This is a genomic window from Streptomyces sp. NPDC111744 (genome assembly GCF_055634995.1).
The window spans coordinates 192,758-214,444 of record NZ_JBVKCG010000009.1 but is presented as its reverse complement, the minus strand read 5'-3'; the positions used below and the strand labels follow the sequence as shown (position 1 = coordinate 214,444).

Genomic DNA, 21,687 nt, shown 5'->3' with positions numbered 1-21,687 from the left:
CTGTATTCAGATGGTTCTGTTCTACAGTGCGTCCGGTCCGCGCTCACCCGTGCGGACCCGTACGGCGGTCTCGACCGGGAGCGACCAGACCTTGCCGTCACCGATCTTGCCTGTGCGGGCGGCCTTGACGATGACGTCGATCAGACCCTCGGCGTCCTCGTCCTCGGCAAGTACCTCGATGCGGATCTTGGGCACCAGGTCGACCGTGTACTCGGCACCACGGTAGACCTCGGTGTGGCCGCGCTGCCGACCGTAGCCGCTGGCCTCGGTGACCGTGAGACCGTGCACGCCGAAGGCCTGCAGGGCCTCCTTGATCTCGTCGAGCCGGTGGGGCTTCACGACGGCGGTGATGAGCTTCATGCGTCCACCTTCTTGCTCGTGCCGGCCAGGGCCGCGGCGGAGACGGTGCCGAGGACACCGCCGCCCGCCCCGCTGAAGTCGTATGCAGTCTCGGCGTGCTCGGCCTGGTCGATGCCGGAGACCTCTTCGTCCTCGGAGACCCGCATACCGATGGTCTTGTCGAGGAGGAAGGCGAGGACCGCGGAGGCGACCAGGGAGTAGGCGAGGACCGCGCCGACACCGGCGAACTGCTTCCACAGCTGGGTGAAGGAGTGGTCGCCGTAGAAGACGCCGGTCGCGGCGGACTGGCCCTTGCCGGTGGCGAAGAAGCCGATGAGCAGGGAGCCGATGATGCCGCCGACCATGTGGACGCCGACGACGTCGAGGGAGTCGTCGTAGCCGAACCTGAACTTCAGTCCGACGGCCGCGGCGCAGGCGACACCGGCGATCGCGCCGACGGCGATCGCGCCCATGGGGCTGATCGCGCCGCCGGACGGGGTGATCGCGACCAGGCCGGCGACCGCGCCGGAGGCGGCGCCCAGGGTGGTGAACGCGCCGTGGCGGATCTTCTCGTAGGCGAGCCAGGCCAGCATGGCGGCGGCGGTGGCGACCTGCGTGTTGACGAACATCAGCGCGCCGACGCCGTCGTCGTTGCCGAGCCAGGAGCCGGCGTTGAAGCCGAACCAGCCGAACCACAGCAGACCGGCGCCGAGCATGACCAGCGGGAGGCTGTGCGGGCGCATCGGGTCCTTCTTGAAGCCGACGCGCTTACCGATGACCAGGATCACACCGAGGGCGCCGGCACCGGCGTTGATGTGGACCGCGGTACCACCGGCGAAGTCGATCACACCGAGCTTGTAGGCCCAGCCGTCGGCGCCCCACACCCAGTGGGCGACCGGGACGTAGACGATCGTGAGCCACAGGGCGACGAAGAGCGCCCAGGCCGAGAACTTCACACGGTCCGCGAGGGCGCCGCTTATCAGGGCCGGTGTGATGACCGCGAACATCATCTGGAAGACCATGAAGACGAAGATCGGGATCGTGTAGCCGTCCCAGAGTTCCGTCAGCCCGATGTTGCTGAGACCCAGCCAGTCGGAGTTGAAGCCGATGAAGCCGTTGCTGGAACCGAAGGCAAGGGAGAAGCCGTAGAGAACCCACAGGATGGTGACGATCCCGATGCTGATGAAGCTCATCATCAGCATGTTCAGGGTGCTCTTGACGCGGACCATGCCCCCGTAGAAGAAGGCGAGTCCCGGCGTCATGAGCAGCACCAGGGCGGAACAGATGAGCATGAAGCCTGTGTTCGCGGCAGACAGCTTGGGTGCCTCCGCGGCAAGCATGATGGCTGGTGCCATCGGCGTCTCCTCGTCGATTGGTACGGCCCTGCGTGCGGGCGATGCCTGAGAGCGGTCCGGTCAAGCGGGGGGTGGGCCGGTTATGCGCCATGAGATTGGCGCAGCGCGGTTTCGGTCGGTGCCCCTCGTTGTTTCGCCGGAGTGACGAAGGCGCCTGGCGTGTTACGCGTAGATGAACTGCGAGATGTCCGGCTGCGGGATCGTTATCGTGGCGCAACCTGGTCCCGGAGGAATGGAACCGGCCGGGCGGCCTTCCGCTGACCTGGCATGGGGGAGCCGAGTCGGGCAGTTCGGGAGGGCCGGCCGCGGCCGGGGTCTGGGAAGTGCCGGGGGTCAGACCGCCTCGGCGGTCTCCGGAAGGTCGACGGCGAGCTGTTCGGTGAGGTCGACGACCGCGGCGAGATCGCCGAAGTCACGGACGGCCGAATCCACCGTCTTTCGAATACGAGTGTTCACGCGTTCGGAGCGCACCTTCTTGGCGACGCCCATGGCCTCGGAGGCGAGAACCGTGCTCTGCTCGGGCTCGCCCCGCAGCAGGTGCACGGTGGCCATGCCGACGAGGTTCAGTGCGTACGACCGCTGGTGCTCGCAGTCCTTGGCGAACAGCTCCACGGCTCGCTGCATCAGGGGCTCGGCCAGCGAGGCGTAGGTGGGGCTGCGGCCGGCGACATAGGCGAGGTCGCGGAAGGAGTGGCTGTTCTCGCCGTAGAGCTCGGCCTCGGAGAAGAAGCGGATCCAGTCGGGGTCCGGCTCGTCCCATTCGTCGGCCTCGGCGAAGGTGTCCTCGGCAATCCGGACCGCCCGCTTGCACTTTCCGGGCTGGCCCATGTTGGCGTAGGCGCGGGCCTCCATCGCATACAGCATCGACTGGGTGCGCGGGCTCGCGCAGTCCCGGCTGCCGTACTGGGCGAGGTGGATCAGCTCCAGGGCGTCGTCGGGGCGGCCGAGGTGGATCATCTGGCGGCTCATGCTGGAGAGGACGTACGAGCCCAGCGGCTTGTCACCGGCCTCCTTGGCCGCGTGCAGGGCGAGCACGAAGTACTTCTGGGCGGTGGGCTGGAGCCCGACGTCGTACGACATCCAGCCGGCCAGCTCGGCCAGTTCGGCGGCGACCTGGAAGAGCTTGCGGGTGGTCGCCTCGGGCTGCGGTTCCTGGAGGAGGTCGGTGACCTCGTGCAGCTGGCCGACGACCGCCTTGCGGCGCAGACCGCCGCCGCACTGGGCGTCCCACTGGCGGAACATCACCGTGGTGGACTCCAGGAGCTCCAGCTCGGGCTTGGAGAGGCGGCCCGGGCGGCGGGAGTCGGCCGCCTGCTCGGGGACCGGCTGCGGGCCGGCGGGCGAGGGGACGAGCCAGCGCTGCATGGGCTCGATGAGGGACGGGCCCGCCGACAGGACCAGCGAGGTTCCGAGGAAGCCGCGCCGCGCCAGCATCAGGTCGCTGCGCGAGAACTCGCTGAGCAGGGCCACCGTCTGCGGGCCCGTCCAGGGCAGGTCGACGCCGGTCGCGGAGGGTGACTGGCGGGCGGCCCGCAGACCGAGGTCCTCGACCGAGACGACACAGCCGAAGCGCTCGGAGAAGAGCTCGGAGAGGATCCGCGGGATCGGCTCGCGCGGGTTCTCCCCGTCGAGCCAGCGGCGCACCCTCGACGTGTCCGTCGAGATGTGGTTGGCCCCCAACTGGCGTGCCCTGCGGTTCACTTGCCGCGCCAGCTCGCCCTTGGACCAGCCGCTGCGCACGAACCACGAGTTGAGCAGCTCATTGGGGCGCTTGTCCGTACTGGTCGCGGTCGTCCCGCTTCCGTCGTTGCCGCCCACTGGAACGCCCCCATCCCTGAGACCACTTGATGCCGGATGCGCCAAGCCCTATCAGAATGCCGGTAAATACGGCTGCCCGTCCGGTAGTTCTCACCCTTCGAACGGGATGCCGAGTTGCCTCCGGCATACCCACGGGAGCATGTGCCCCCAGGCCTCGTGCACTCAAAGTAATCCTACGATCACTGCTCCTGCCATGGCGATCCCGGAAACGCCACCATTCGCCACCCCTTCGAATGAACTCACGGTGGCCTTGGCGCGATTCACTTGACATAGGACGGCCGGGAGTAGGCGGAGCGATGCACTCGGGGGCGCACTGCCCCAGGTGCACCACCGGAGGCGCTTCCAGGCGCCGCCTTGACCTTGCGCGCGAGAGGGAAGGCGGAGCCGTAGCGTCACGTTCCGTTTCCGTCTCGTTCCGTGTCGTAACCACCGGCGCGCCGGACCCGTTGGAGGGGGCATGGGCTTCACGATCGGCGGCATTCGCGACATCCGCTCCGGCACGCGCCGGCGCGGTCGTTCATCGGATTGCACCGCCGTCGCCGAGTTCACCGGTCTGTGGGGCTGGGATGTGGTCCCAGGTGCTCGGGCCGCGGCCGGCGCGTGTTCGTGCGGGCACACCGACTGTCCCGCGCCGGGAGCGCATCCGCTGGACTTCGCGCCCCAGGTGTCCGCCGGGGCCACGCTCGACGAAGTCACCAAGGCCTGGGGGGAGTTCCCGGGCGCCGCGGTGATGCTGCCGGTCGGCCGCGCGTTCGACGTCGTCGAGGTCGCCGAGCCCGCCGGGCGCCGGGCCCTGGTCCGACTGGAGCGTATGGGCCTGCCGCTCGGCCCGGTCACCGCCACCCCGGAGGGCCGCGCCCAGTTTCTCGTCGCCCCCGGCGCCGCCGCGGAACTTCCCGGACTCCTCTACCGCATGGGCTGGGACGACCCGACCTCCCTGGACCTGCGCGGCCTCGGCCCGGGCACGTACATCACCGCACCGCCGTCCGACCGGGGCGGCCTGGGCCCGGTGCGCTGGCTGCGGCCACCGGCCCTGGACTCGGCGACGAAGCCGCCGGCCGGCCGGCTGCTGCTGGGGACGCTGGCCTACGTGGCCCACCGGTCCCGGGCTTAGCCGCCACGGCGGCCGACAGCGGGGAGCCCCACCGCATCTGCACCATGCGGCGGGGCTCTTCTTCGTGCCGGCCGGCTACCGCACCCTTCCGCCGAGAAACCACGGCGGAACAACCGGGCCCGCGGGAGCGGCGCCGATCAGGCCCCCAGGACGACAGCAGCGCCCGTCCCCAGCTGCTCTTCGGGGATCGGGCGCTGCTCCACGGTCCGGAGGGTGGTAAGTCCATTCCCTGGCGGTCAGTCACCGATAAGGGCGTCGACGAACGCCTCCGGCTCGAACGGTGCCAGGTCGTCCGCGCCCTCGCCGAGCCCGATGAGCTTGACGGGGACACCCAGTTCGCGCTGGACCGCGATCACGATGCCTCCCTTGGCGGTGCCGTCCAGCTTGGTGAGCACGATGCCGGTGATGTCGACGACCTCGGCGAACACCCGGGCCTGGACCAGCCCGTTCTGGCCGGTGGTGGCGTCGAGGACGAGCAGCACCTCGTCCAGCGGGGCGTGCTTTTCGACGACCCGCTTGACCTTGCCCAGCTCGTCCATGAGGCCGGTCTTGGTGTGCAGCCGCCCGGCGGTGTCGATGAGCACCACGTCGACGCCCATCTCCTTGCCCTCCTTCACCGCGTCGAAGGCGACGGAGGCGGGGTCGCCGCCCTCCGGCCCGCGCACGGTGTAGGCGCCCACGCGCTCACCCCAGGTCTGGAGCTGATCGGCGGCGGCGGCCCGGAAGGTGTCGGCGGCGCCGAGGACGACCGTACGGCCGTCGGCGACGAGCACGCGTGCGAGCTTTCCGGTGGTGGTGGTCTTGCCGGTGCCGTTCACGCCGACGACCATCACGATGCCCGGCTTGCGGTCGGCGGGTTCGGTCTTCACGATGCGGTCGGCGTCGGTGCCGACCAGCTTGAGCAGCTCCTCGCGCAGCAGCCCGCGCAGTTCCTCGGGGGTGCGGGTGCCGAGCACCTTGACGCGCTCGCGCAGCTGGTCGACCAGCTCGGTGGTGGGCTGCACACCGACGTCGGCGGTGAGCAGGGTGTCCTCGATCTCCTCCCAGGTCTCGTCGTCGAGGTGCTCGCGCGAGAGCAGCGTGAGCAGCCCCTTGCCGAGGGCGTTCTGGGAGCGGGAGAGCCGGGCACGCAGCCGCACCAGACGGCCGGCCGTGGGCTCGGGGATCTCGATCTCGGGAGCCGGGGGCTCCTCTACGACGACGGGGGCCGAGCCGTCGGGAAGGTCGACCTCCTCTATCGTCCGGCGCGGTTCGTCGCGTGGCGTCTCGGCCTCGTCGCCGACGTGCGGCTCGGCCGGGGGCGCGGTGATGTCGGGCGCGGACGGGGGCGGCGGGGGCAGCGGCTTCTTGCGCCGGCTGCCGATGACCAGCCCGCCGAGCGCGCCGAGCACGACCACGGCGATGACTACAGCAAGGATGACGGTTTCCATAACCCGTCCAGTATCCATCCCTCCCCCGGGCACGACTTTGCTCCCTCGCGAGAGAGTCTCTGGATGATCCTCCGAATAATTCGGATGACCCCTTTAGGGGTATTCATCAGACTAAAGTATGATGACTGCCCATGAGCACCACCGCCCACCACGATGGCGCCCTCGAACATCTCGAAGAGTCGCTGGAGCACCACGGCCTCGAAACCCGGGGCATCGAACCGGTCCCCGACTCCGAGCGCACCGCGACACCCCGGGGACTGCTGCCCACCTGGATCGCCGCCAACATCAGTGTCCTGCTGCTCACCATGGGCGCAGGCCTCGCGGTCTCGTTCGGACTGAACTTCTGGCAGGCCCTGGTGGTCGGCACCGCCGCGCCGATCGTGTCGTACGGCCTGGTCGGGCTGATCGGCATCGCGGGCAAACGGGGTGGCGCACCGGGCATGGCCCTCTCCCGCGCGGTCTTCGGGCAACGCGGCAATCTGCTGCCCGGCGCGCTGATCTGGGTGGCACGCTGGGGCTGGGAGACGATCAACGCGGTGACCGGCGCCTATGCGCTGCTGACGGTCCTGGACATCGTCTTCGGGATCAGGAGCAACACCGCCTTGATCATCGTCACCCTGCTGCTCTTCGTGATCACCACGTTCGCGATCTCGGGCATGGGCATCAATGCGGTGCAGCGCTGCAACCGGTGGGCGACCTGGCTGTTCGGCGCCTTCTCCCTGCTGGTCCTCGGCTATCTGATCGTGGAGACGGACTGGAGCGAGGTGTTCGGGCGGCACGCCGGGCCCACGGCCGCGATGGTCACCGGTGTCGGGCTGATCGCGGCGGGCGGGATGAGCTGGGCGCCGGCCTCGCCGGACTTCACGCGGTATCTGCCGGGCACGGCGTCCTCGGCGGCGATCGTACGCAACACGGTCGGCGGTGCCGGGATCGTCGTACTCCCCATGGTCCTGATGGGCGCGGTGATGGCGTCCGGGACGCCTGAACTCGCCAAGGCGAGCGACCCGGTCTCCTTCCTCGGCGAGATCCTCCCGCTGTGGCTCGCGGCCCCCTATCTGCTCATCGCCCTGGTCGGCATGCTCCTGATCAACGCGATGTCGATGTACTCGGCGGGCTTCACCGCACAGACGCTCGGTTTCCGGCTCCCCCGCCACTGGGCGGTCTCCGTCAACGCGGCGATCTCGCTGGTCCTCGGCGGGATCCTGATGCTGGCGGTGACCTCGTTCATGGGCTCGTTCATCGCCTTCCTGTCCCTGCTGGCGGTGGCGTTCTCGGCGTGGGTGGGCGTGTTCGGCGTCGACATGCTCCGGCGTCGGGAGTACGACGCCACGGCACTCCTCGACACCACCCGCACCAGCGCCTACTGGTACCGGGCGGGCTTCTCCCCCGCCGCCGTGACGGCCTGGGTGCTCGGACTGCTGGCCGGGCTCCTGTTCACCGCGTCCGACTGGTTCACCGGCCCGCTCGCCGCGAACAACCCCGTCGGCAGGTACGGGCTGGGGTGGATCGCGACGATCGTCGTCGCGGGTCTGCTGTATGCGGTGCTGCCGAAGCCGGCGGTGGTGCCGACGGCGGCCGAGGAGCGCACAGCCCTGGCTGTCTGACGTACCGTCAGCTACTGTCCCCGACAGCCGCCCTGCCAAGGTGAAGGGGACTCTCATGCCCGTCTCGGTCGTTCGCTTCAACCTCGTCGAGCCCGGGGCCGACTCAGCTTCCCTGGGCGCCCGTTACCGGGCCGCCGTGGAGATGGCCGCGTACGCCGACGAGCACGGGGTCACCACGGTCCAGACCGAGGAACACCACGGGGTCGACAACAACTGGCTGCCGTCGCCGTTCGCCTTCGCGGGCGCCGTGTTCGGGGCGACGCGGAACATCGCGGTGACCGTGTCGGCGGTGATCGGCCCGCTGCACGACCCGCTGCGACTGGCCGAGGACATCGCGGTGCTGGACCTGCTCGGCGGAGGGCGGCTGGTGACGGTGGCCGGGATCGGCTACCGGCCGGAGGAGTACGCCCTGTTCGGCGTGGAGTGGAAGCGGCGGGGGCGGCTGCAGGACGAGGTACTGGAGACGGTACTCAAGGCGTGGACCGGGGAGGAGTTCGAGTACCGGGGCCGTACGGTACGGGTCACACCGCGCCCCTTCACCGATCCGCACCCCCTGCTGCTGGTCGGCGGCTCCTCCAAGGCCGCCGCCCGCCGCGCCGCCCGCCTCGGCCTGCCGTTCTTCCCCAGCGCGCATCTCCCCAAGCTGGAGGCGTACTACAAGGAGAAGCTCACCGAGTACGGCACCGAGGGCTGGACGATGATGCCCACGGCGGAGACGCCGCTGCTGCACATCGCCGAGGATCCGACCCGGGCGTGGGCACAGTACGGCGAGCATTTCCTGCACGAGGCCCGGACCTACGCGTCCTGGCAGTCCGGCGACATCCACTCGGCGGTGCGCTCGTCGGCCACGACGGTGGAGGAACTTCGCGCGGAGGGCGTCTACCGCATTCTCACGCCGGAGGAGTGCGTGGCGGCCGGTCTGGACAACCTGGTCCTGCACCCCCTGGCGGGCGGCATGCCCCTGGAGGAGGGCTGGCGAAGCCTGCGGCTGTTCGCGGAGGCGGTGCTTCCGGCGCTGGCGGCGTAGTGGGGGGCTGCCCGCGGGGGCGCACGGAAAGCGGACACCGCCGGCCACCGCCGTCGTGGCTGAGCGCCGTGGCGGCGGACGAACATGGGGCGGCGGAGGTCACATGGGGCAGCGGAAGTCGCGATCAGGGAGGCGCAGAAGCGCCGTTGCGGCAGGGAGACTCGGCGGGCGGTCGAGACGTCGGGGTGTTCTGCGAGTCGGTCGAGCAGTCGGGTGGCTGTGAACCGCCGCCCCGCCCGGGCAGTGACCGGGCGGGGCGGCGGGGGGGGTACGAGGAGAAGGGCAGCGGGGACTTGGCCCTTCTCCTCGAGTTCGGGGGCCTCGTTGGGAGGGTCAGCCCATCTCTTCCAGGGACTTGCCCTTCGTCTCCTTGACGAACTTGAGGACGAACGGGATGGAGAGGGCCGCGAAGATCGTGTAGATCACGTAGGTCGCGGAGAGGTTCCAGTCGGCCAGCGACGGGAAGCTCGCGGTGATGGCCCAGTTGGCGATCCACTGTGCGGAGGCGGCCACGCCCAGCGCGGCGGCGCGGATCTTGTTCGGGAACATCTCACCGAGGAAGACCCAGACGACCACACCCCAGGACAGGGCGAAGAAGAGGACGAAGACGTGGGCGGCGATCAGCGCGGTCCAGCCCTGTGCGGCCGGGAGCTTGCCGTCGACCAAGTCGTAGGAGAAGGCCCATGCCTCCAGGGCGAGGCCGACGACCATGCCGACCGAGCCGATGAGGGCCAGCGGCTTACGGCCGATACGGTCCACGAAGATCATGGCGATCACGGTGCCGATGATGTTGATGATCGACGTCGTGAAGGAGTAGAGGAACGAGTCCGTCGGGTCGACACCGACCGACTGCCACAGCGTCGAGGAGTAGTAGAACGCGACGTTGATGCCGACGAACTGCTGGAAGACCGAGAGGCCGATACCGATCCAGACGATCGGCTTGAAGAAGAAGGAGCCGCCGAGCAGGTCCTTGAACGTCGACTTGCGCTCGCTCTTCATCGCGTGCTCGATCTCGGCGACGCGGGCGTCCAGGTCGATCTTGTCGCCCTCGACCTCTTCGAGGATCTCGCGGGCACGGTCGCGCTTGCCCACGGAGATCAGGAAGCGCGGGGACTCGGGGATGGCGAAGGAGAGCAGGCCGTAGAGGACGGCCGGGATCACCATGACGCCCAGCATGACCTGCCAGGCCTCCAGGCCCATCAGCTTGCCGCGCTGGTCGCCGCCGGCGGCGTTGAGCAGACCCCAGTTGACCAGCTGCGAGATGGCGATACCGACGACGATCGCGGCCTGCTGGAAGGAGCCGAGGCGGCCGCGGTAGGCGGGCGGGGCGACCTCGGCGATGTAGGCGGGGCCGATCACGGAGGCCATACCGATGGCGAAGCCGCCGATGATCCGCCAGAAGGCGAGGTCCCACAGGGCGAAGGGCAGCGCCGAACCGACGGCGCTGATCGTGAACAGCACGGCTGCGATCTGCATACAGCGGATACGGCCGATCCGGTCGGCTATCCGGCCGGCGGTCGCGGCGCCGATGGCACAGCCGATCAGGGCGACGGCGATGACCTGGGCCAGGGCGGCGGACCCGACGTCATAGCGGCTTCGGATGGCCTCGACGGCGCCGTTGATGACGGAGCTGTCGTAGCCGAAGAGGAAACCGCCCATCGCGGCGGCCGCCGCGATGAAGATGACATGCCCGAGATGATCGGGGTGAGCCGTCCCGGCTCCTGAATTGGGTGCCTGCGCAGTGCTGGTCACAAGAAACTCCTCGGGCCACCCGGCAGCGCTGCCGGGGGTGGGGGTGAGCCCTCTCAGGTTCAAGTGGCGCACGACTTCACGCCACTCACACCTGAAGGCAAAAGCAACGTTGCAGAGACTATGCCTTCAAGTTTCTAAGTCAATACGCATTTCACTGTGAGCTTGAAGGCACAGTGAAGGTCTTTGTGTTCAGTAGTTGAAGTCATGAAGGGGTTGCGCAGGTCAGGCAGGGCTGGCTGATGTACGGCGCACGCAAGGTCAGCGGAGCCGCTGGCTGATGACCTTCGACACACCATCGCCCTGCATGGAGACGCCGTACAGCGCGTCCGCAACCTCCATCGTGCGCTTCTGATGGGTGATCACGATGAGCTGGGAGGACTCCTGGAGCTCCTGCATGATGCGGATCAGCCGCTGGAGGTTGGTGTCGTCCAGGGCCGCCTCGACCTCGTCCATGACATAGAACGGGCTGGGCCGCGCCTTGAAGATCGACACCAGCATCGCGACGGCCGTCAGCGAGCGTTCGCCACCCGACAGCAGGGAGAGCCGCTTGACCTTCTTGCCCGGCGGACGGGCCTCGACGTCCACGCCCGTGGTGAGCATGTTGTCGGGGTCGGTCAGGATCAGCCGCCCGTCGCCGCCCGGGAAGAGACGGCTGAAGACGCCCTCGAACTCCCTCGCCGTGTCCCTGAACGCCTCCGTGAAGACCTGTTCGACACGTTCGTCGACCTCCTTCACCACCTGAAGCAGGTCGGCGCGGGTCTTCTTCAGGTCCTCCAGCTGCTCACTGAGGAACTTGTGCCGTTCCTCGAGGGCCGCGAACTCCTCCAGGGCTAGCGGGTTGACCTTGCCGAGCTGCTGGTAGGCACGCTCGGCCGCCTTGAGCCGGCGTTCCTGTTCGGCCCGGTGGAAGGACTTGGGCTGGTTGCGCGGGTGCTCGGGGTCCTCCGGCAGCAGCTCGCCCTCGGCGGGGGGCGAGGGCGGCACCGGCTGGTGCGGACCGTACTCCTCCACGAGCCCCGCCGGTTCCACACCGAGCTCCTCCAGCGCCTTGGTCTCCAGCTGCTCGATCCGCAGCCGTTTCTCGGCGCCGAGTACCTCACCCCGGTGAACTGAATCCGTGAGTTTGTCGAGTTCTCCCTTGAGGTCGCGGCCGGTTTTGCGGGCGGCGGTCAGTTCCTGCTCGCGCCGGGCCTTCGCGGCCTCGGCGGCGGCCCGTTCCCGGTCGGCCCGGCCGACCGAGACCTCGACGTGCGCGAGCAGCTGGCGGGCGCCGGCGGCGACGGCCTCCGCGACGGCCGCCTCGTGGCGCAGCCGGGCCCGGCGCTGCTCCGCACGCGCGCGTGCCTCGCGTTCCGCGCGGGCGGCGCGGTCGAGGGAGTCGGCGCGGCCGGCGAGTCCCTTGACCCGCTCCTCGTGGGTACGGACCTGGAGGCGGGCCTCCATCTCGGTCTGGCGGGCGTTGGCGCCGTCGGCGGCCAGACGGTCCCGCACGGAGGTGTCCGGCTCCTCCTCGACCGGCATCTCCTCGGCCACGGCGAGCCGCTCCGCCAGCTCCTCGACCTCTTCCAGGGCCTTGTCGAGGGACTCCTGGGCGCGGGCGGCGGCCGCCGTGGAACGTTCCGCCTCGCCGGCGGCGCCGCGTGCCTGTCCGGCGAGCCGGCCGAGCTGCTGGGCCACGGCCGACTTCTCCCGATCGGCGGCGCGGCGGCGTTCCGCCAGCTCCTCGACGTGTGCCGTGCACGCCTTGCGGTGTTCCTGGGCCGTCCGCTGGGCCTCGGTCAGCGCCTCGCAGCGGACCGCCAGCTCTTCCAGCTCGGCGGCGGCCTCGTCGACGGAGGCCTGTACTTCGAGGAGGCTGGGGGCGCCGGCGGAGCCGCCGTGGGCGAAGTGCGCGCCGAGGAGGTCGCCTTCGGCGGTGACGGCCGTGAGGTGGGGGTGGCGGTGGACGAGTTCCTCGGCGGCTTCGAGGGTGTCGACCACGACGATGCCGTGCAGGAGGCGGCGGACGGCGGGCATGAGGTCGGCGGGGCCGCGGACGAGGTCGGCGGCGTAGGCCCCTGAAAGGGGTGCCGTGGTGGGTCGTCGGTCGGGTGCCCCGCCGTCGTGGCTGAGCGCGCCGTTCCCCGCGCCCCATGGGGGCGCCTCAGCTCGGGGCGCCTCGGGGGCCCCCGACAGGAGCAGAGCTGCTCGGCCTCCGTCCTGTTTGCGTAGGAGGCGGATCGCGTCGGTTGCCGCGGACGGCGTGGTGACGGCGATCGCGTCCGCTGCCGTGCCGAAGGCCGCCGCCAGGGCGACCTCATGGCCCGGGGTCACCGTCAGCAGTTCCGCCGCCGGACCCAGGATCCCGGTGAGGCGGTCCCGGGCGCCGAGCAGTATGCCGGTGCCGTCCTTGCGGCGCAGGCCCAGTGCCAGCGCCTCGTGGCGGGCCTGGGTCGCGGCGCGGCTGCGTTCCGCCGCGGTGGTCGCCTCACGGGCCGCGGTCAGGGCCGCCTCCGCCTCGGCGAGCCGCAGCTTGGCCTTCTCGTGCTGGTCGCCCAGTTCCTCGTCGCCGGCGTCGAGGCCGTCGACCTCCGCCTTGAGTGCCTCGTACTCCTCCTGCGCCGAGACCGCCCGTTCCTGGGCCTCGTCACGGGCGGCGGCGAGGCGGTCGATCTCGGCCTGGGCGGAACCGGCGCGCGAACGGGCCGCGTTGACCTGGCCGTTCAGTCGGGCCAGGCTCTCACGGCGGTCGGCGATGGAGCGGGCCACGTCCTTCAGGCGGCGCTCCTCCTGGGCCAGTTCGCGCTCCAGTTCGGCGCGGTGCGCGACGGTGTCGTCGAGGGCGTGCTGGGCCGCCTCCAGGGCCGCCTCCAGCTCGGCCTCCTGCTCACGGATCCGGTGGGCCTCCCGCTCCATGTCCTCGGGGTCGCGGCCGCGCCGCTCCTCGGGCGGCGCGGAGGTGGCGCTCTTCACCCGGGCGTCAGCCAGCGAGATGGTGCCGCGCACCCGCTCGGCCAACTGGGACAGCTCGTACCAGGTCTGCTGTGCGCGCTGGAGGCGCGGGGTGAGCTGCCGTACCTCGTCCTCCAGGAGCGCCTCCCGCTGGAGTGCCTTTTTCAGCTCCTGCTCGGCGGCTTCCCTGCGTTCCTTGAGGGCGGCCTCGTCCGCGATCTCGGTCTGCAGCGCCTGGCGCAGCCGTACGAGGTCGTCGGCCAGCAGGCGCAGGCGCGCGTCGCGCAGGTCGGCCTGGATGACGGCTGCCCTGCGAGCCACCGCCGCCTGGCGGCCGAGGGGCTTGAGCTGGCGGCGGAGTTCGTCGGTGAGGTCCTGCACGCGCGCGAGGTTGGCCTGCATCGCGTCCAGTTTCCTGAGCGCCTTCTCCTTGCGCTTGCGGTGCTTGAGGACGCCGGCCGCCTCTTCGATGAAGGCCCTGCGGCCCATCGGGTCCGCGTGCAGGACGGAGTCGAGCTGGCCCTGGCCGACGATGACATGCATCTCACGGCCGATACCGGAGTCGGAGAGCAGCTCCTGGATGTCGAGGAGTCGGCAGGTGTCGCCGTTGATCTGGTACTCGCTGCCGCCGTTGCGGAACATGATCCGCGTGATGGTGACCTCGGCGTACTCGATGGGCAGCGCGCCGTCGGAGTTGTCGATGGTCAGGGACACCTCGGCGCGGCCCAGCGGCGGCCGGCCGGTGGTGCCGGCGAAGATGACGTCCTCCATCTTGCCGCCGCGCAGCGACTTGGCACCCTGTTCGCCCATGACCCAGCTGAGCGCGTCCACCACGTTGGACTTGCCCGAGCCGTTCGGACCGACGACACACGTGATCCCCGGCTCGAACCGGAGCGTGGTCGCCGAGGCGAACGACTTGAACCCCCGAAGGGTCAGGGCCTTGAGATGCACGCCGTCGGACTTTACCCGGCGGCGCTACCGCACTCCACGAACCCTCGCAACCTCGCGGTTTCGCGCATGAACATGCAGGGCACACCAGACGTTAAAGAAGGTGAAAGGATGCGCGGGGCTGAAAGGGCCGGGCGCGGGGGGCAGGCAAGAAAGAAGGGACGCCGAGGCGTCCCTTGCAAATCTTGAGAACTTAGCGGTTGAAAGAGCTGCCCAACCGCCGCATGTGCTGTTGTGGAGCGATGCAGCGATCAGGTGAACGCAGGCTCCGCCTGGTTTGCGTCGATGCTCTCCATGATCCTGTCGGGAGAAGCGGCAGCCGTCAGCGCGTCGTTCTCGGCCTGAATCCGTACCAGCTCGGATTCGAGGTCCTGGACACGCTGCTGGAGCCGTCGCATCTCGGCGAGGAGTCGCGGGTCGGAGCCGCCGACGTAACCGAGAAGCGCCTTTGCCATGATGGATGGTCCTCCACATTGAGTGACCGACCGAAGCGGTGTGGGTCGTGAGGGATTCGCACCCGCTGTGCTTGACACATCCGAGTGTTACTCGCCTGTTGCTCCATGCCAAACAGCTAAGGTGCGCGGGGCTTTCAGCGTCTCACCAAAAAGTTTGACGGTCAACACGATCACGCCCTGTATTGGCGGGCGAACCCGGGCGTGCGCGGCTCAGGACCGGCGGCGCTGCGACTCCTGCGGGGCCCTCGGGGCTTGGCGATCACCTTTGTCTGCGGAGCCTGCCACGACAAGCGATTCTTGGCAACCACCAGGACATTTCTACTTCGGGCACATGCCGGTGGCAGTTCGCTCCACCTCCACCTGCGGGGCTTTGCGCAACGGGGTCAGCGGATGGCGAAGCCGTCGTAACCGCCGCGGGGTGTGTCCCAGATCTCGGTGACACCCTCCACCCGCCCGGGCGTGTCATCGCCCTGGAGCCAGTCGAGCAGCCCTTCGCAGCCCGCCCGTGAGCCCTCCGCGACCACCTGCACGCGGCCGTCGCCCAAATTGAGAGCAAAACCACTCAGGCCGCCGATCTCCAGTGCCTTGGCCCGCGTGAACCAGCGGAATCCCACGCCCTGTACGCGTCCACGGACCCAGGCGACCAGTCGTACATCCTCGCTCATGGGTGCAACCTAACCGGCCAATGTCACTCGGAACACTTCCGCCTTCACCGCCATGCGGTACCGTCCCGACCCAATGAATCTCATCTGAAACTCACTCGATCGAGTGAGTCTGGTTGACCAGAAGGAGTCATTGGCCACACCGGCCCCTGGTCGACCCTGACCGCGAGGACGAGGGAAGAAGGCAAGGACATGGGACGCCACCGACGCTCCGCCGCCGGCCGCGCCGCCACGGGCCGCGCCACGGGGGTCACGGAGAACGACGGCCCGTACATGGGCGGCCACGACCCGCAGGACTCCTTCGCGGGCCTCCGCTTCGGTACGGGCACTGCGGCCTACCTGCACCAGGAGGAGTACGCCGACGCCAACGCGCGCAGCTCCGCCTACCTGTACGCGACCGAAGACCCTTACGCCCGGGCCGACGACACGGCCGTCTTCTCCACCGAGGAGTTCGCCCCGGTCGTCGGCGGCTCCCCGTCGGGCGGCAGCGGGCACCGGCGCAGGAAGAAGGCCGGACGGCCCGTGCGCACGGGTCTGCTCGGGGTCTCGGCCGCCGTCGCCATCGGCACCGTCGCGGTCGCCACCGGTGTGGTGCCGGGCCTGGAGAACTACAAGCTCGGCGGCAGCACCAGCACCACCGGCGGCGACCAGGTACAGGCCGACGGGGTGCCCAGCAACACGGCCGCCGAGCAGGGCGGCACCTCCGGCAGCGCCGAGAGCCAGGACACCGGCTCCTCGGCCGGCCGTGGCACCCGGCGTTCCACCTCGCCGACGGCGACGGCATCCGCTTCCGCGTCCGCCTCGGCCTCCACCTCCGCCTCCGCGTCGCCCACCCCGACGAAGACGGCGACCAAGAAGCCGACGCCCAGGGCGACGCCCTCCAGGAAGGCGACGCCCACTCCGACCAAGACGGCCACCAACGCGCCGGTGAGGACGTCCGCGCCGATCACCGTGTCCGAGGCGGCCGCCGCCGAGGCCGAGGTGCTCAAGCTGGTGAACGAGGAGCGGGCCAAGGTCGGCTGCAGCGCGCTGTCAGCGAACTCCTCGCTGACCAAGCTGGCCGAGTCGTTCAGCGAGGACATGGCCGCACGGGGCTTCTTCGACCACACCGACCCGGACGGCAAGACGCCGTGGGACCGGGCCGCGGCCGACGGCATAGCCAACCTGGGGGGCGAGAACATAGCCCGGGGCCAGGCAACCGCCCAGGCCGTCATGGACGCCTGGATGAACAGCGAGGGCCACCGCGCCAACATACTGAACTGCGACTTCAAGACCCTCGGGGTCGGGGTCCACTTCGGCTCGGGCGGCCCCTGGTGGACGCAGGACTTCGGGTACTGAGCCGTCCCGGCCCCCCCGGAGGGACGCTAACCAACAGTTAGCGCCCCCTGTCGGTTAGCGCTGTGCTCCCTTACTCTTGACGCATGACCACCAGCATCCAGGACCGTCCCGAGGAGACGCATCCTCCGTACGACGTCTTCGCCCGGGCCTGTCCCTCGCGCACCACGCTCGAACATGTCATGGGCCGCTGGGGCGGGCTGACGCTGAGCGCGCTGCACGAGGGGTCGTTCCGTTTCAACGAGCTGCGCCGGCGCGTGGACGGCGTCAGCGAGAAGATGCTCTCCCAGACCCTCCAGGCGCTGGAGCGCGACGGCCTGGTGCGCCGCGAGGCCCAGCCGACCAACCCGCCGCGCGTCGACTACGAACTCACCCCGCTCGGCCGCGAGGTCGCCGAGCGCCTGCTGTCCGTCGTCCACTTCGTGGAGAGCCGGATGGACGAGGTGCTGGCCGCCCGCGAACGTTACGACGAGACCCGCGGCGCCCGCTGACACTTCGGGCAGAAGTAGCTGGACCGGTTCATCCAGGGCCGTCTGCGCATCGGCGTACCGCACCGCCGGCAGGGCAGCCCCTCCCTGCCGTACGCGTCCAGTGAGCGGTCGAAGTACCCCGACTCGCCGTTGACGTTGACGTAGAGGCTGTCGAAGCTGGTGCCGCCGACGGCGAGCGCCGCGTTCATCACGTCCCGTACATGGCCGAGGAGTTCGGCGGTGCGCGGTCGGGTGAGGCCGGCGGTCGGGCGTTCGTAGTGGACACGGGCCCGCCAAAGGGCCTCGTCCGCGTAGATGTTGCCGACTCCGCTGATCAACGACTGGTCGAGCAGCGCCCTTTTGATGGTGGTCCGCTTCCGGCGGAGCGCCTGGTGGAAGGCCTCGTCGTCGAAGAGCGGGTCAAGGGGGTCGCGGGCGATGTGCGCGATGACGTCCGGCAGTCCCTCAAGGGTGTTGTCGTGCAACGACAGCCCGCCGAAGGTGCGTTGGTCGACGAAACGGAGTTCGGTACCCAGGCCGTCGGCGAATCTGACGCGGATTCTGAGGTGCTTCTCGTCCGGTGTCTCGTGCGGTTGCACCAGCAGCTGACCGCTCATGCCGAGGTGGGCGAGGATCGACTGGTTGGTGTCCTCCAGCGGCAGCCACAGGTACTTTCCCCGCCGGCTCGGGACCCCCACACGGTGGCCCTTGAGCCGGTGCGCGAAGTCGTCCGCGCCGGCGAGGTGCCGTCGTACGGCACGCGGATGCAGCACTTCGGTCTCGGCTACGACCCGATGGGCGACCCATCGCTCCAGGCCACGCCGTACGACCTCGACCTCGGGCAATTCGGGCATCGCGTCTCCCGTGCAGGACCCTGGACGATTCGAGCGCCCGGCCCTGGGAAGGGGCCGGGCGCTCGGATCATCGCGCTGTTCTTCAGGCGGAGGCGGCGGACGACGAGCCGTCGTCCTCTTCGGCCGCGGCGGCCTGTTCGGCTGCCGCTGCCGCCTTGGCTGCCTTGGCTGCCTTGGCTCGCTCGTCCGCCGCGGCGCGGATGGCGCGCCAGGCGGACTCGGCGGCCTGCTGTTCCGCCTCCTTCTTGCTGCGGCCGGTGCCGGTGCCGTACGAGACGCCTCCGACGCGGGCGGCAGCAGTGAAGGTCTTCTCGTGGTCGGGGCCGGTCTCCGTGACCAGGTACTCGGGCACGCCGAGCCCCTCCGTCGCGGTGAGCTCCTGGAGACTGGTCTTCCAGTCCAGGCCGGCTCCGAGGTTCGAGGACTTCTCGATCAGCGGGTCGAAGAGCCGGTGCACCAGCTCGGACGCCGAGTCGAGGCCCTGGTCGAGATAGACCGCGCCGATCACCGCTTCCAGGGTGTCGGCGAGGATGGACGCCTTGTCCCGGCCGCCCGTGCCCTCTTCACCGCGGCCGAGCCGGATGAAGGAACCCAGGTCGAGACCGCGGCCCACTTCCGCGAGCGCACGCGAGTTCACCACCGCTGCCCGGAGCTTGGCCAGTTGGCCTTCGGGCAGGTCCGGATGGGTCTTGTACAGCGTGTCCGTGACGACGAGGCCGAGGACGGAGTCACCGAGGAACTCCAGCCGCTCGTTCGTCGGCAGGCCGCCGTTCTCGTACGCGTAGGAACGGTGGGTCAGAGCACGCACCAGAAGGGCGGACTCGAGCTTGTAGCCGAGCCGCCCTTCCAGAAGCGTGTGGGACGAGGCCGTGTTGTCCGTTTTCTTCTTGGCGGATGGGTCCGCCTTGGCGTCATCCGCCTTCTTGGGACTGGACACAGTGCCTCTCACCTGGCCGCTCAGACTTCGAGGACCTGGCGCTTGTTGTAGGTGCCGCAAGACGGGCACGCGATGTGCTGCTGCTTGGGCTCGTGGCAGCGCTCGCACGCAACCAGGGTGGGGACCGCAGCCTTCCACTGCGACCGGCGGTGGCGCGTGTTGCTGCGCGACATCTTCCGCTTCGGAACAGCCACGGCTACTTCTCCTGCTTCTCGTCGACGCCCGCTTCCGCGTCAGCGCCGCTCATCTCGTCCTTCTCGCCGTCCTTCGTGGATCCGGCGAGTCCCTGCAAAGCCGCCCAACGGATGTCGACGGCGTCATGGTGGTGGCCAGGGTCGTCCGCAAGGCGAACTCCACACTCGGAGCACAGCCCTGGACAGTCGTCCTGGCACACCGGCTGCATCGGCAGTGCGAGCACCACCGCATCACGCAGCACGGGTTCGAGGTCGAACAAGCCGTCCTCGATGAAGTACCTGTCCTCGTCGTCCTCGGCGTCGTCGCCCGGTTCCGCGATCACGCGGCCCCGGTCGTCGGCGTCAGGGTACGAGAACAGTTCCTGGAGGTCCGCTTCGAGCTCCTGCTCGACCGGCTCCAGACACCTTACGCACTCCCCCTCGGCCTGTGCACGGGCGGTGCCTGTGACGAGCACCCCTTCCATGACCGACTCGAGCCGGAGGTCGAGCTCCACCGGGGCGCCTTCCGGCACTCCGATGACCCCCTGGATACCGAGATCCTTGGGAGCGTCGATCGTGCGGGTCAGGCGCTGCAGCGCGCCAGGACGCCGCCCCAGCTCGTGTGTGTCGAACACGAACGGGTTGCGGTGGTCGAGGCGTGCGTGAGGAGCCATTCCTGCTTTCGATCTTCGAGTTCAGAGGGCCGCCGTCCGGAGTTTTCCTCCGGGCAGCGTTGATCGCAGACGTAGACGCGACCGAACAGTCAGGATACTGGACCTTTCGCTGTCGGCCCAATCCGCTGGCCTGCGGCCGCTTTCCCAGGCCTGCGGCCCGGTCTAGAGGCCCCGGCCCTGCTCGTACGCCCTCAGCTGCTCCGGCGTGATCATGCCGGTGTCGAAGAGGCTGGTCTCGTCGAGGGCGTACGACTGGTGCTGGGCCGGCTGCTGCTGGGGGTCGTAGACGGGCTGCTGGCCGGTGTCGTAGCCCTGGTAGGCGTAGGGGTCGGCCTGCTGATAGCCGTAGGGGTCCTGCTGGTAGCCGTACGCGTCCTGCTGGGCGTAGGCGGGCTGCTGCTGCTGCTGCGGATACCCGTACGGATCCTGCTGCGGTACGACGGGCTGCTGCATCGGCTGCTGGTCGTACTGCGGCTGCTGCTGGGCGGCGACGGCCTGCTGCTGCTCGGCCTGCGCCGCCTGGGCCGTCTGGGCGTCCTGGTCGGCGAGGGCCGCGAGGTCGGCGAGGTAGTCGGCGTCGCTGGAGTGCTGGAACGTCGTGGTGTCGTCGGCCAGGGCGCCGAGGTCGTCGGAGGCGATCCGGCCGTGCAGCTTGGCGCGGCCCTTGCCGACGGCCTCCAGGGTCTTGGCGAGGACCGCCTCGAACGCGCCGAGCTTGACGTCGACATAGGCGTCGGCGTCCCGGCGCAGGGTCTCGGGGTCGTGGCTGCGCTCGGGGGCGTCCTCGTCCTCGTAGCCCTGCTCGTCCAGGCCGGGGCCGGTGCCCAGGAGCTTCTCGCGGCCACGGCCGACAGAGCCGAGGGTCTTGGTGAGGACGACCTCGAAGTTGGCGAGCTTGGAGTCGACGTAGTCGTCGGCGTCGGCGCGGACCTCCTCGGCCTCCCTGCGGGCCTCGGCGATGATCCGGTCGGCCTCCGCCTGGGAGCGGCGGGCCACCTCGGTGCCGGAGATCAGCGAGCCGCGCTCGGCGTGCGCGGTCTCGATGATCCGCTCGGCCTCCATGCGGGCCTGCTCGACCATCTGCTCGCGGTCGCCGATCAGCTCCTGGGCCTGGGCGAGGGAGCCGGGCAGCGCCTGGCGCAGGTCTTCGAGCATCGCGAGCAGGTCGGCACGGTTGACCACGCACGACGCCGACATGGGCATGGACCGGGCACCGGCGACCGTGGCCACGATCTCGTCGAGCTTCTTCTGTACGTCCACCCTGCGCTCGCCACTCTCTACAGCTGTGTTGGAGACGGACGGGACGACTGTAGCCCCATCAGTCCCCGCGAATACGCTTGTTGAGGGCCTCGAAAACGGCCTCCGGAACCAGGTGGGAGACGTCCCCGCCCCACTGGGCGACCTCCTTGACCAGGGAGGACGAGAGGAAGCTGTAGGTGGGGTTGGTCGGCACGAAGAGCGTCTCCACGCCCGACAGGCCGATGTTCATCTGGGCCATCTGCAGCTCGTAGTCGAAGTCGCTGACGGCCCGCAGGCCCTTCACGATGGCCGGGATGTCGCGCTGCTTACAGAAGTCGACGAGGAGGCCGTGGAACGCCTCGACGCGGACGTTTCCGTAGTCGGCGGTGACCTGGCGGATCAGGTCGATCCGCTCGTCGATCTCGAACAGGCCCTTCTTGGACTTGTTGATCATCACCGCGACGTAGACCTCGTCGTAGAGACGGGACGCCCGGGCAATGATGTCGAGATGTCCGTTGGTGATCGGGTCGAACGACCCGGGACAGACGGCGCGGCGCACTTGTGATCCCT

The 21,687-nt window shown here is 69.5% G+C and carries 19 protein-coding genes; 5 read left to right on the top strand and 14 right to left on the bottom strand.

Features of this window, described 5'->3' with window-relative positions; translation table 11 throughout:
- Positions 1–21: 21 nt before the first annotated feature.
- The 3 genes from ACZ7OO_RS22045 to nsdA form a co-directional block, all read right to left on the bottom strand.
- Positions 22–360 carry a P-II family nitrogen regulator gene (locus ACZ7OO_RS22045; protein ID WP_471506751.1) on the bottom strand — a complete coding sequence of 113 codons (339 nt, stop codon included), beginning with the start codon at positions 358–360 and terminating at the stop codon, positions 22–24.
- Positions 357–1,694, bottom strand: a complete 1,338-nt coding sequence (locus ACZ7OO_RS22040) for an ammonium transporter (RefSeq protein WP_352219387.1) — start codon at positions 1,692–1,694, stop codon at positions 357–359. Before ACZ7OO_RS22040 ends, ACZ7OO_RS22045 begins: the two co-directional genes overlap by 4 nt.
- A gap of 333 nt (positions 1,695–2,027) precedes the next feature.
- The gene (gene nsdA / locus ACZ7OO_RS22035; RefSeq protein ID WP_471506749.1) at positions 2,028–3,512 is read right to left on the bottom strand and encodes a transcriptional repressor NsdA; all 1,485 of its coding nucleotides are present in this window, start codon (positions 3,510–3,512) and stop codon (positions 2,028–2,030) included.
- A gap of 457 nt (positions 3,513–3,969) precedes the next feature.
- On the opposite strand from nsdA, the gene ACZ7OO_RS22030 reads away from it, so the two are divergent.
- Positions 3,970–4,626: a bifunctional DNA primase/polymerase gene (locus ACZ7OO_RS22030; RefSeq protein ID WP_471506747.1), complete on the top strand. Its 657-nt coding sequence runs from the start codon at positions 3,970–3,972 to the stop codon at positions 4,624–4,626.
- 236 nt (positions 4,627–4,862) lie between these two features.
- On the opposite strand, the gene ftsY is transcribed toward ACZ7OO_RS22030, so the two are convergent.
- Positions 4,863–6,056 carry a signal recognition particle-docking protein FtsY gene (gene ftsY / locus ACZ7OO_RS22025; protein ID WP_471506745.1) on the bottom strand — a complete coding sequence of 398 codons (1,194 nt, stop codon included), beginning with the start codon at positions 6,054–6,056 and terminating at the stop codon, positions 4,863–4,865.
- A gap of 131 nt (positions 6,057–6,187) precedes the next feature.
- Between ftsY and ACZ7OO_RS22020 the strand changes: the two genes are divergently transcribed.
- Both ACZ7OO_RS22020 and ACZ7OO_RS22015 read left to right on the top strand, forming a co-directional pair.
- Entirely contained in the window at positions 6,188–7,660 is a 1,473-nt protein-coding gene (locus ACZ7OO_RS22020) for a cytosine permease (RefSeq protein ID WP_471506744.1), read from the top strand.
- A 55-nt stretch (positions 7,661–7,715) separates the two neighbouring features.
- Positions 7,716–8,687, top strand: a complete 972-nt coding sequence (locus ACZ7OO_RS22015; protein ID WP_471506742.1) for an LLM class flavin-dependent oxidoreductase — start codon at positions 7,716–7,718, stop codon at positions 8,685–8,687.
- 333 nt (positions 8,688–9,020) lie between these two features.
- On the opposite strand, the gene ACZ7OO_RS22010 is transcribed toward ACZ7OO_RS22015, so the two are convergent.
- From ACZ7OO_RS22010 to ACZ7OO_RS21995, 4 genes are all read right to left on the bottom strand, one after another.
- Positions 9,021–10,439 carry a sugar porter family MFS transporter gene (locus ACZ7OO_RS22010; RefSeq protein WP_471506740.1) on the bottom strand — a complete coding sequence of 473 codons (1,419 nt, stop codon included), beginning with the start codon at positions 10,437–10,439 and terminating at the stop codon, positions 9,021–9,023.
- 258 nt (positions 10,440–10,697) lie between these two features.
- The gene (smc, locus tag ACZ7OO_RS22005; protein WP_471506738.1) at positions 10,698–14,321 is read right to left on the bottom strand and encodes a chromosome segregation protein SMC; all 3,624 of its coding nucleotides are present in this window, start codon (positions 14,319–14,321) and stop codon (positions 10,698–10,700) included.
- Positions 14,322–14,569: 248 nt separating this feature from the next.
- A complete protein-coding gene (locus ACZ7OO_RS22000; RefSeq protein ID WP_390040801.1) occupies positions 14,570–14,773 on the bottom strand; it encodes a hypothetical protein in 204 nt (67 codons plus the stop codon).
- Between the two features lie 383 nt (positions 14,774–15,156).
- Positions 15,157–15,438, bottom strand: coding sequence for an acylphosphatase (locus ACZ7OO_RS21995; RefSeq protein ID WP_352219379.1), 282 nt, complete (start codon positions 15,436–15,438; stop codon positions 15,157–15,159).
- Between the two features lie 189 nt (positions 15,439–15,627).
- On the opposite strand from ACZ7OO_RS21995, the gene ACZ7OO_RS21990 reads away from it, so the two are divergent.
- Entirely contained in the window at positions 15,628–16,773 is a 1,146-nt protein-coding gene (locus tag ACZ7OO_RS21990; protein WP_471506736.1) for a CAP domain-containing protein, read from the top strand.
- Positions 16,774–16,856: 83 nt separating this feature from the next.
- Complete coding sequence (locus ACZ7OO_RS21985; protein WP_471506734.1) at positions 16,857–17,261, top strand: winged helix-turn-helix transcriptional regulator; 405 nt, start codon at positions 16,857–16,859, stop codon at positions 17,259–17,261.
- On the opposite strand, the gene mutM is transcribed toward ACZ7OO_RS21985, so the two are convergent.
- The 6 genes from mutM to coaD form a co-directional block, all read right to left on the bottom strand.
- Positions 17,234–18,094 carry a bifunctional DNA-formamidopyrimidine glycosylase/DNA-(apurinic or apyrimidinic site) lyase gene (mutM, locus tag ACZ7OO_RS21980; protein ID WP_352219376.1) on the bottom strand — a complete coding sequence of 287 codons (861 nt, stop codon included), beginning with the start codon at positions 18,092–18,094 and terminating at the stop codon, positions 17,234–17,236. The two genes, ACZ7OO_RS21985 and mutM, sit on opposite strands and share 28 nt — an antisense overlap.
- A gap of 82 nt (positions 18,095–18,176) precedes the next feature.
- Positions 18,177–19,043 carry a ribonuclease III gene (gene rnc, locus ACZ7OO_RS21975; RefSeq protein ID WP_471506731.1) on the bottom strand — a complete coding sequence of 289 codons (867 nt, stop codon included), beginning with the start codon at positions 19,041–19,043 and terminating at the stop codon, positions 18,177–18,179.
- Positions 19,044–19,051: 8 nt separating this feature from the next.
- Positions 19,052–19,225: a 50S ribosomal protein L32 gene (gene rpmF / locus ACZ7OO_RS21970; RefSeq protein ID WP_003951102.1), complete on the bottom strand. Its 174-nt coding sequence runs from the start codon at positions 19,223–19,225 to the stop codon at positions 19,052–19,054.
- 2 nt (positions 19,226–19,227) lie between these two features.
- Positions 19,228–19,878 (bottom strand): YceD family protein, encoded by a 651-nt coding sequence (locus ACZ7OO_RS21965; protein ID WP_471506729.1) that lies wholly within the window; start codon positions 19,876–19,878, stop codon positions 19,228–19,230.
- Positions 19,879–20,040: 162 nt separating this feature from the next.
- Positions 20,041–21,138: an ATP synthase F0 subunit B gene (locus ACZ7OO_RS21960; protein WP_471506728.1), complete on the bottom strand. Its 1,098-nt coding sequence runs from the start codon at positions 21,136–21,138 to the stop codon at positions 20,041–20,043.
- A gap of 58 nt (positions 21,139–21,196) precedes the next feature.
- Positions 21,197–21,676: a pantetheine-phosphate adenylyltransferase gene (gene coaD, locus ACZ7OO_RS21955; RefSeq protein ID WP_352219372.1), complete on the bottom strand. Its 480-nt coding sequence runs from the start codon at positions 21,674–21,676 to the stop codon at positions 21,197–21,199.
- Positions 21,677–21,687: the final 11 nt, after the last annotated feature.